The sequence below is a fragment of the Methylibium sp. genome (genome assembly GCF_013817365.1).
GTDB lineage: Bacteria > Pseudomonadota > Gammaproteobacteria > Burkholderiales > Burkholderiaceae_C > Methylibium.
In genome coordinates, this window is sequence record NZ_JACDCU010000143.1 from 1 (window position 1) to 8,688 (window position 8,688).

Genomic DNA, 8,688 nt, shown 5'->3' on the forward strand with positions numbered 1-8,688 from the left:
GTGCGGCGGCGAGCAGCGCAGGGCTTGCGGGCAGCGCGCGCAGCGCGCTTCGTGATCTGACTCGTCGCACCTGTCTGAGCGCAGTGAGCGCAGCGAACGCAGCGAGTTGTGCGACGGCCCGCAAGCCCGAGCAGCACAGCGCAGTCGCCGCGCAGCGGCGACCGCCGCACCGAAGCACCGCCGCACACCCGCCCACGGCTTTGCCCGCGCCGAGCGTTCGCGCGACAGTCCAGCCGAACGTCCGCAAACGGCCGGTTCCAGACCCTCTCCGATCGTTGGCGTTTCATCCCTCGCGGACGGCGCACAGCGCCATGGACCACTGAAATGCGCCTGTCCGAGACGCGCTTGCTTGCGACGCGGATGCCCGAGACGAGCCCTCCCGCGCTCCGGGCGCGCCGGCCAGCGGTCTTCATCGACAAGGACGGCACGCTGGTCGAGAACGTGCCCTACAACGTCGATCCGGCGCTGCTGCGCTTCACGCCCCACGCGCTGGCCGGTCTGGCGCTGCTGGCGCGGGCCGGCTTCGCGCTGGTGGTGGTGACCAATCAGCCCGGCTTGGCGACGGGCCGCTTCAGCAGAGCGGCGTTCGAGCAGTTGCGTCGGGCGCTGGTGCGACGGGTGTTCGACGAAGCCGGTGTGGTGCTGTGCGGCGTGCATGCGTGCCCGCATGCGCCGGACTCGTCAGGGCGCCCCGTCTGTGCCTGCCGCAAGCCGATGCCCGGCCTCCTGCGCGAAGCCGCGCTCCAACACGGGCTCGATCTGACGCGCAGCTGGATGGTCGGCGACATCCTCGACGACGTCGAAGCCGGCCGCCGCGCCGGCTGCCGCAGCGTGCTGCTCGACGTGGGCAATGAAACGCTGTGGCAGCGCGGGCCGCTGCGCGAACCGCAGCATCGGGTGGGCGATCTGTTCGAGGCAGCGCAGTGCATCGTGAGGGGCGAGGGAGCAATGCTTTCTTCTCGAACAACCGAGGCCGCCATATGAACGCCCAGCTCGCCCGCGTCGAGACCGCCCGCTGGCGCTGGCATGCCGCGCGCAACGTGCTGGCTGTGCGGCTCGACAACCTCGGCGACCTGCTCATGACCACGCCGGCACTCGCCGCCGTGCGCTGCAGCCTGCCCAAGGCGCGACTCACCTTGCTCACATCGCCTTCGGGCGCCGTCCTGGCGCCGCACCTGCCGGTGGTGGACGACGTGATCGCCTTCGAGGCGCCGTGGGTGCGTTCGCCGCACCCGGGCAGTGCGAGCGAGACTGCCATGCTCGGCCAGGCCGAGGCGCGAATGATCGACCGGCTGGCCGAGGGCGCCTTCGACGCTGCCATCGTCTTCACCGTGTGCACGCAGAGCGCACTGCCGGCTGCGCTGCTGTGCCGCATGGCCGGCATTCCGCTGCGACTGGCGCACAGCCGCGAGAACCCCTACGGGCTCTTGTCCGACTGGGTGGTCGACACCGAAGTGGTCGGCGACGGCATGCGCCACGAGGTGGAGCGCCAGCTCGCGCTCGTCGCCACCGTCGGCCTGCACCCGCAGGACGAACGGCTGCGCTTCAGTTATGCAGCAGGCGACGCCTGGCGGCTGCGCGACCGCCTGAGCGCTGCGGGGCTCGACCCGTACAAGCCTTACTTCGTGGTGCATGCCGGCGCCACGGCTTCGTCGAGGCGCTATCCGGCCGAGCAGTTCGGCCGGGCCGCCGAACAGATCGTTCAGCAGAGCGGCTGCACGGCGATCTTCACGGGCGATGCCGGCGAGCGCGGGTTGATCGAGCAGGCGCGCGCCGTCATGACGCAGCCCTCCCTGTCGCTTGCCGGTGAACTGCAACTCGGCGAGCTGGCCGCGCTGATCGCCGGCGCCGAGGTGCTGGTCAGCAACAACACCGGGCCGGTGCACATCGCCGCGGCGGTCGCCACGCCGGTGGTCGACCTCTATGCCCTCACCAACCCGCAGCACACGCCCTGGAAAGTCAGTTCACGCGTGCTCAACCACCCCGTGCCCTGCCGCAATTGCCTGAAGAGCGAATGCCCGCTGGGCCACCACGATTGCCTGGAAAAGGTCGATCCGCAGGCCATCGTGCGCGCGTCGATGGAACTCATGGGCACCGGCCCGGCGGTGCCGCTGCACAGCGCCGTGATGAGCAGCGTGCTGCGGCAGCGGCCCACGGAGCGCTCGATGCTGGCGCATGCGGCGCCATGATCACGCTCGGCATCAACGCCGCCTTCCACGATTCCGCCGCCGCGCTCGTGATCGACGGCGAGTGCGTGGCCGCCGCGGAAGAGGAGCGCTTCTCGCGCATCAAGCACGGCAAGCGGCCGGTACCGTTCTCGGCGTGGGAACTGCCCTTCGGCGCCATCCACTTTTGCCTCAGCGAAGCCGGCCTCACGCTCGGCGAACTCGACCACGTGGCCTACAGCTTCGATCCGCACGACTTTCTCGGCGACCGGCTGAAGGGCGAGACCACGCTCACGCTCCCGCTGGAACCCTCGGCCCACGCCGTGAAACAAGGCGAGGGCGGTTGGGAGAACCCCTGGGACCCGCTGTTCGCCGCCTACATCGTCAACGCGCCGCGCCAGCTCGTCGACGGTGCACCGCACCACCTGAAGAAGCGCTTCGCCGGCGGCAGCCACGAGCATTCGCCCTACCGCTGGCACTTCGTCAACCACCACACCTGCCACCAGGCCAGCGCCTTTCTCGCGGCGCCTTTCGAGCGCTGCGCCGCGATGACGCTCGACGGCCGCGGCGAGCGCGCCACCACCACCTACGGCGCCTGGCGCGGCGACCGCTACGAGCCGCTCGGCGCGGTGCACATGCCGCATTCGCTGGGCATCCTGTACGAGAAGGTCACCAGCCACCTCGGCTTTCTGCACTCGAGCGACGAGTACAAGGTGATGGCGCTCGCCGCCATGGGCAGCCCGCGCTACGCCGGCCACTTGCGCGAGCGCGTGCGGGTCGGCGAGGGGGGCGCTTTCACCATTGCGACGCTCGACCTGCCGGCCTGGTGCGGGCCGGCGCGCGTGCCCGGCAGCACGCTGGAGCCGCGCCACTTCGATCTGGCCGCCTCGCTGCAGCAGGTGCTCGAGGAGACGGTGCACAAGCTGGCCGTGTGGCTGCGCGAAGCCAGCGGGGAGCGGCAGCTCGCGATGGCCGGCGGGGTGGCGCTCAACTGCGTGATGAATGCGCGGCTGCGCGACAGCCGGGTGTTCGAAGCGGTCTGGGTGCAGCCTGCAGCAGGCGATGCCGGCACGGCGCTCGGCGCGGCGTTGTGGGTCGACGCGCGCGAGCGTTCGGACAAGGTGCCCGCGCTGGGCGAGGCAGCCCCCCTCTCCCCCTTGAGGGGCGAGGGAGCCGCGCTCCCCGGCACCGACCGGCCGGCGTCGGTGGCGCTCCACCCGGGCCGCTGGCGCATGGAGCATGTCTATCTCGGCCCCGGCTTCGAGGACGACGAGATCGAGCCGCTGCTGCGCTGGGCCAAGCTGAGCTACCGGCGCCTCGGCAGCACCGAAGGCATCCCCGAGGCGACCGCCGAACTGCTCGCCGACAACCGCATCATCGGCTGGTTCCAGGGCCGCATGGAATTCGGCCCGCGCGCCCTCGGTGGCCGCTCCATCCTCGCCTCGCCGATCGATCCGGCCATGCAGCAGCGCCTGAACGAGCTCAAGGACCGGGAAGACTTCCGCCCCGTGGCGCCGGCGCTGCCGCAGGACGAACTGGCGAACTGGTTCTCGCCGGCCGAGGCGAACGGCGGCCGCTCGCCGTTCATGCTCTTCATCTACGACACGAAGCCGGGCCAGGAGGCGCGCATTCCCTCCGCCTGCCACAGCGACCGCACCGCGCGCGTGCAGACGGTCGATGCCGCGACCAACCCGCGCTTCCACGCGCTGCTGCAGGCTTTCGGCCGCCGCACCGGTGTGCCGGTGCTGGTGAACACGTCTTTCAACGTGCGCGGCGAGCCCATCGTGTGCACGCCGCGCGATGCGATCGAGGCCTTCTTCAGCACGCCGCTGGATGCCTTGGTGATCGGGTCGTTTCTGGTGGAGAAGGGAGGTGCGGCATGAGCGACATGAACAGTGCGCGTGGCATGAGCGGCTCGGCAGAGTCTTCGCTCCCTCTCCCTTTGGGAGAGGGCCGGGTTGAGGGTGGCGGCGGAGGGAGAGGGGGTCATGCGGAGCCGTCAGTCAGTGAGAGACGAACCGAGGCAGAGCCGGCGCAAGTCGCTCGACATCGCCGTGCCCTCGAGCGGGGCAGCTCTACAACCCCGCGCCTGTCTGTCGTCATCCCCACCTACAAGCGCCCCGAGCTGTTGCGTCGCTGCCTCGACGCGGTGCTTGCCCAGCAACTGCCTCCCGAATCCTTCGAGGTCATCGTCGTCGACGACGGCCACGACGATTGCACGCAGGCCGCCGTCGAAGCCCTGGCCGCAGCTCACCCCGCCGGTCCGGCGCTGCGCTACCTGCGCCCCGCCCACGGCCGTGGCCCGGCCATCGCCCGCAACTGCGGCTGGCGTGCCGGATTCGGTGCGCTGGTGGTCTTCACCGACGACGACACGATCCCCGCGCCCGGGTGGCTGGCGAATGGCGAGCGGGCCATGGCCGAGGGCGGCCTGTCGGGTCTGTGCGGCCGTGTGCAGGTGCCGTGCGCCGACCCGCGCCGGCGGCCCACCGACCACGAGCGCATGACCCGGGGCCTTGAGTCGGCGGAGTTCGTCACTGCGAACGCCTTCGTGCGGCGCAATGCGCTGGTGCGCATCGGCGGCTTCGACGAACGCTTCCAGCGCGCCTGGCGCGAAGACTCCGATCTGCAGTTCCGCCTCATGGACGAGTGCGGGCCGGTCGGGCGCTGCGAGGAGGCCGTCGTGCAGCACCCCGTGCGCCCCGAACGCTGGGGTGTGTGCCTGCGCCAGCAGCGCAACGCCTACTTCGATGCGCTGCTCTACAAGAAGCACCCGCAGCAGTACCGGCAGCGCATCCGCCGCGTGCCGCCCTGGAACTACTACCTGATCGTGGCCCTCGCCTTGGCGACACCGCTGCTGCTGCTGGCCGGCCAAGCATCCGCCGCGATCACCGCTGCGCTGCTGGCCGGGGCCTTCGTGTTGCACCTGGCCGTGCAGCGGCTGCGCCATACGGCGCTCACGCCGGAGCACATCGGCGAAATGCTGCTCACCTCGGCGCTCATTCCGTTTCTCTCGGTGTACTGGCGGCTGCGCGGCGCAATCCATTTCCGGGCGGCGTTCCTGTGAGCGGCTCCTCCCTGTCGCGTCGCAACGGCAGCCCGGCGCCGAGCGAGCCGGTCGCTTTGCCGGAGAGCGCTCCCGTCATGGAGCGCCGCACGCGCACCGCACCGCCGCTCGACGGCCCGATCGAGCGCATCGCTGTCTTTCGCGCCCTGATGCTCGGCGACATGCTGTGCGCGGTGCCGGCGCTGCGCGCGCTGCGCCACGGCTTTCCGCACGCGCGCATCACCCTGATCGGCCTGCCGTGGGCTCGCGCGCTGGTGCAGCGGCTGGACTGCGTCGACGACTTCATCGCCTTTCCCGGCTACCCCGGCCTGCCCGAAGTGCCCTGCGATCCGCGGGCCTTGCCCGACTTCCTGGCCCAGGTGCAGGCGCAGCGCTTCGACCTCGCGCTGCAACTGCATGGCAGCGGCGGCATCGTCAACCCGTTGGTAGCGAGCTTCGGCGCGCGACAGACCGCGGGCTTCTTCAACGAGCACGCCTGGCGGCCCACCGACGACGCCGCGCTCTACGCGCCCTGGCCCGAGCAGGGCCACGAGATCCACCGCCTGCTCGGCCTGACCGACCATCTCGGGCTGCCACGGCGCGGCACGCAGCTCGGCTTTCCCGTGCTCGAGGAAGACCGTGAAGCGCTCGCCGAGATCTGGCCCGGCGCGCGCGAAGGCCGGCGCTACGTGTGCGTGCACGCCGGCGCGCAACTGCCCTCGCGGCGCTGGCCGCTGGAGCGCTTCGCCGAAGTGGCCGACCGGCTCGCCGAGGACGGCGCGACCGTCGTGCTGACCGGTGGCGCGCCCGAGGCCGACCTGGTCGAGTCGCTGGCGGTGCGCATGCGGCACGAGCCCGTCAAGCTGGTCGGGCGGACCACGCTGTGGACGCTGGGCGCGCTGATCGAAGGCGCCGAGCGCGTGGTCTGCAACGACACCGGCCTCTCGCACATCGCCGCGGCGCTGCGCCGGCCGAGCGTGGTGGTGAGTTGCGGCGCCGACGTGGCGCGCTGGGCGCCGCTGGCCCGCGAACGCCACCCGGTGCTGTGGCAGCCGATGGCCTGCCGGCCCTGCAGCCACTCGGTGTGCCCCTTCGACCATGGCTGTGCCACCGCCATCGAAGTGGCCGACGTGATGCGCGCGCTGCAGCCGGCGCCGCGCCGCGCGGCGCCTCTGGAGCACGTCCTGCATGTCTAGGCGCCTGCGCATCCTCACGTGGCACGTCCACGGCAATTACCTCTACAACCTGACGCAGGTGCCGCACGAGTGGTACCTCGCCACCGACGCCGAACGGTCCGCTCACCGCAGCGGCCGCGGCGGCAGCCTGCCCTGGGGCGACAACGTTCATGAGGCGCCGGTCGATCGCCTGCACGAGACGCCCTTCGACGTGCTGCTGTTCCAGTCGCGCTCCGAGTGGGAGGACGACCGCCACAAGTTGCTGAGCGAGGCGCAGCGTCGCCTGCCCTGCATCTACCTGGAACACGATCCGCCGCAGGAGCACCCCACCGCCACGAAACACTGGGTGGACGACCCCGAGGTACTGCTGGTCCACGTGACGCCTTTCAACGCGCTGATGTGGGACAGCGGCGCCAGCCCGGTGCGAGTGATCGAACATGGCGTCAAGCTTCTCGTGCCGGCGCGCTACACCGGCGAGCGCGAGTGCGGCATCGCCGTCGTGAACAACATGGCCCGGCGTGGGCGCCGGCTCGGCCTGGATATCTACCGCGACATGGCCCGCGAGGTGCCGCTGTCGCTCGCCGGCATGGGCAGCGAGGAGCTGCAGGCAGATCGCCGCTCGACAGCGCGTCCCGGTGCGAGTGCCACGGACCGTCGCAGCGAAAGCCGCGGCGAGATCTTCGGGGAGGTGAATCAGCTGCGCCTGCCGGGGTTGATGGCCGAGCACCGCTTCTTCTTCAACCCGATCCGCTACACCAGCCTCGGCCTTGCGGTGATCGAGGCGATGATGGTCGGCCTGCCCATCGTCGGCCTGGCGACGACCGAACTCGTCACCGTCATTCGCAACGGCGAGAACGGTTTCATCGACACCCGACCCGACCGGCTGGCCACCGCCATGAAGCAGTTGCTCGCTGATCCGGCGCAGGCCCGCAGCATGGGCGAGGCGGCGCGGCGCACCGCCGAAGAGCGGTTCGGCATCGAGCGCTTCGTGGCGGATTGGCTCGCGGCACTCGACAGCATCGTGGCCTGACCGGCTCGCCGATCGCGCACGGCATGCGGCTTGCCGCACTGTGCAGGCATGACCGACGGCAATCCTCCCTTACCCGACATCGACCGCCTGTATGCACTGTGGCAGGCGCAGATGAGCGGCCATGCCCTCCTGCTGCTCGACGCCGACGCGAAAGTCGTTGCGGTGTTCGGCGCCGTGCAGGAGACGCTGGGCTATGCCGCAAGCGAGTTGATCGGCAGCCCGCTCGATCGCACGTTCACGCTCGAAGACCGCGCGCTCGGCCTCGACGGCCATGAGTTGCTCACGGCGGCCGAGACCGGTGACTCGGTCGACGACCGCTGGCATCTGCGCAAGGACGGCTCGCGCGTGTGGATCAGCGGCATGGTCAGCGCGCTGCGCGAATGCGATGGCCGCCTGCTCGGCTACGCCAAGCTCATGCGCAACCGCACCGACCTGCGCGTGCAAATCGAAACCCTGGAGAACCGGGTCGCCGTGCTGATCGATGCCGAACGGGAAAAGGACGTCTTCATCGCGACCCTGGCCCACGAGCTGCGCAACCCGCTGATGCCGCTGACCAGCGCCGCCCAGCTCATCCGCATGGCAGGCGGCGACGAGCGCATGCGCTATCCCTTGCAGGTGATCGACCGCCAGCTCGCGCTGCTCAAGCGGCTGGTCGACGACATGATGGACGTGACCCGCATCGACGTCGGCAAGCTCGAGCTGCGCGTCGAGCCGCTGCCCTTGCAGGCGGCGCTCTCTCAGGCGATCGAGTTGTGCCGCCCGGCCGCGAAGGAGCGCGGGCTTGCGCTGCACGCGCTGTTGCCACCGGTGCCCATCGTCATGGAGGCCGACCCGTCGCGCTTCGAGCAGATCATCGTCAACCTGCTCAACAACGCGATCAAGTACACCGCGCCAGGCGGGCAGGTCTGGATCAAGGCCACCGTCGAAGCGGACGCCGCGGTGATCCGCGTCGAAGACACCGGCCAGGGCATTGCCACCGACATGCTGCCGCGCATCTTCGATCTCTTCACGCAGGAGTCGCGCACCGCTTCCTCGGCCAGCGGTGGCCTGGGCATCGGGTTGGCGCTGGTGAAGAGCCTCGTCGCAGCGCACCACGGCATCGTCTCGGTGTACAGCGAAGGCCGCGGCAAGGGCAGCGTGTTCACCGTGCGCCTGCCGCTTGTGCAGTCCGCGCCCACGCCTGCTTGACGCCGCCGGCCTGCCGTAGGGCGCCACTGCCTGCCGGCGCCATTCGCTGGGAGGACGCAGACCTGTCCGACCCAGGCAGGCAGGCAG

At 70.5% G+C, this 8,688-nt stretch carries 7 protein-coding genes; all 7 read left to right on the plus strand.

The window, feature by feature from the left end; all coding sequences use genetic code 11:
- Positions 1-324 precede the first annotated feature (324 nt).
- The 7 genes from H0W38_RS10490 (at position 325) to H0W38_RS10520 (ending at position 8,601) form a co-directional block, all read left to right on the plus strand.
- Positions 325-984, plus strand: coding sequence for a D-glycero-alpha-D-manno-heptose-1,7-bisphosphate 7-phosphatase (locus H0W38_RS10490; protein ID WP_367161893.1), 660 nt, complete (start codon positions 325-327; stop codon positions 982-984).
- Entirely contained in the window at positions 981-2,189 is a 1,209-nt protein-coding gene (locus H0W38_RS10495) for a glycosyltransferase family 9 protein (RefSeq protein ID WP_292453631.1), read from the plus strand. The genes H0W38_RS10490 and H0W38_RS10495 overlap by 4 nt, the downstream gene beginning before the upstream one ends.
- Positions 2,186-4,048: a carbamoyltransferase C-terminal domain-containing protein gene (locus H0W38_RS10500; protein ID WP_292453634.1), complete on the plus strand. Its 1,863-nt coding sequence runs from the start codon at positions 2,186-2,188 to the stop codon at positions 4,046-4,048. The genes H0W38_RS10495 and H0W38_RS10500 overlap by 4 nt, the downstream gene beginning before the upstream one ends.
- Positions 4,049-4,254: 206 nt before the next feature.
- Positions 4,255-5,229, plus strand: coding sequence for a glycosyltransferase (locus H0W38_RS10505; RefSeq protein WP_292453643.1), 975 nt, complete (start codon positions 4,255-4,257; stop codon positions 5,227-5,229).
- A gap of 77 nt (positions 5,230-5,306) precedes the next feature.
- Complete coding sequence (locus H0W38_RS10510; protein WP_292453646.1) at positions 5,307-6,404, plus strand: glycosyltransferase family 9 protein; 1,098 nt, start codon at positions 5,307-5,309, stop codon at positions 6,402-6,404.
- Positions 6,397-7,413, plus strand: coding sequence for a glycosyltransferase family 4 protein (locus tag H0W38_RS10515; RefSeq protein WP_292453636.1), 1,017 nt, complete (start codon positions 6,397-6,399; stop codon positions 7,411-7,413). The genes H0W38_RS10510 and H0W38_RS10515 overlap by 8 nt, the downstream gene beginning before the upstream one ends.
- A gap of 48 nt (positions 7,414-7,461) precedes the next feature.
- Positions 7,462-8,601 carry a HAMP domain-containing sensor histidine kinase gene (locus H0W38_RS10520; RefSeq protein WP_292453639.1) on the plus strand — a complete coding sequence of 380 codons (1,140 nt, stop codon included), beginning with the start codon at positions 7,462-7,464 and terminating at the stop codon, positions 8,599-8,601.
- Positions 8,602-8,688: the final 87 nt, after the last annotated feature.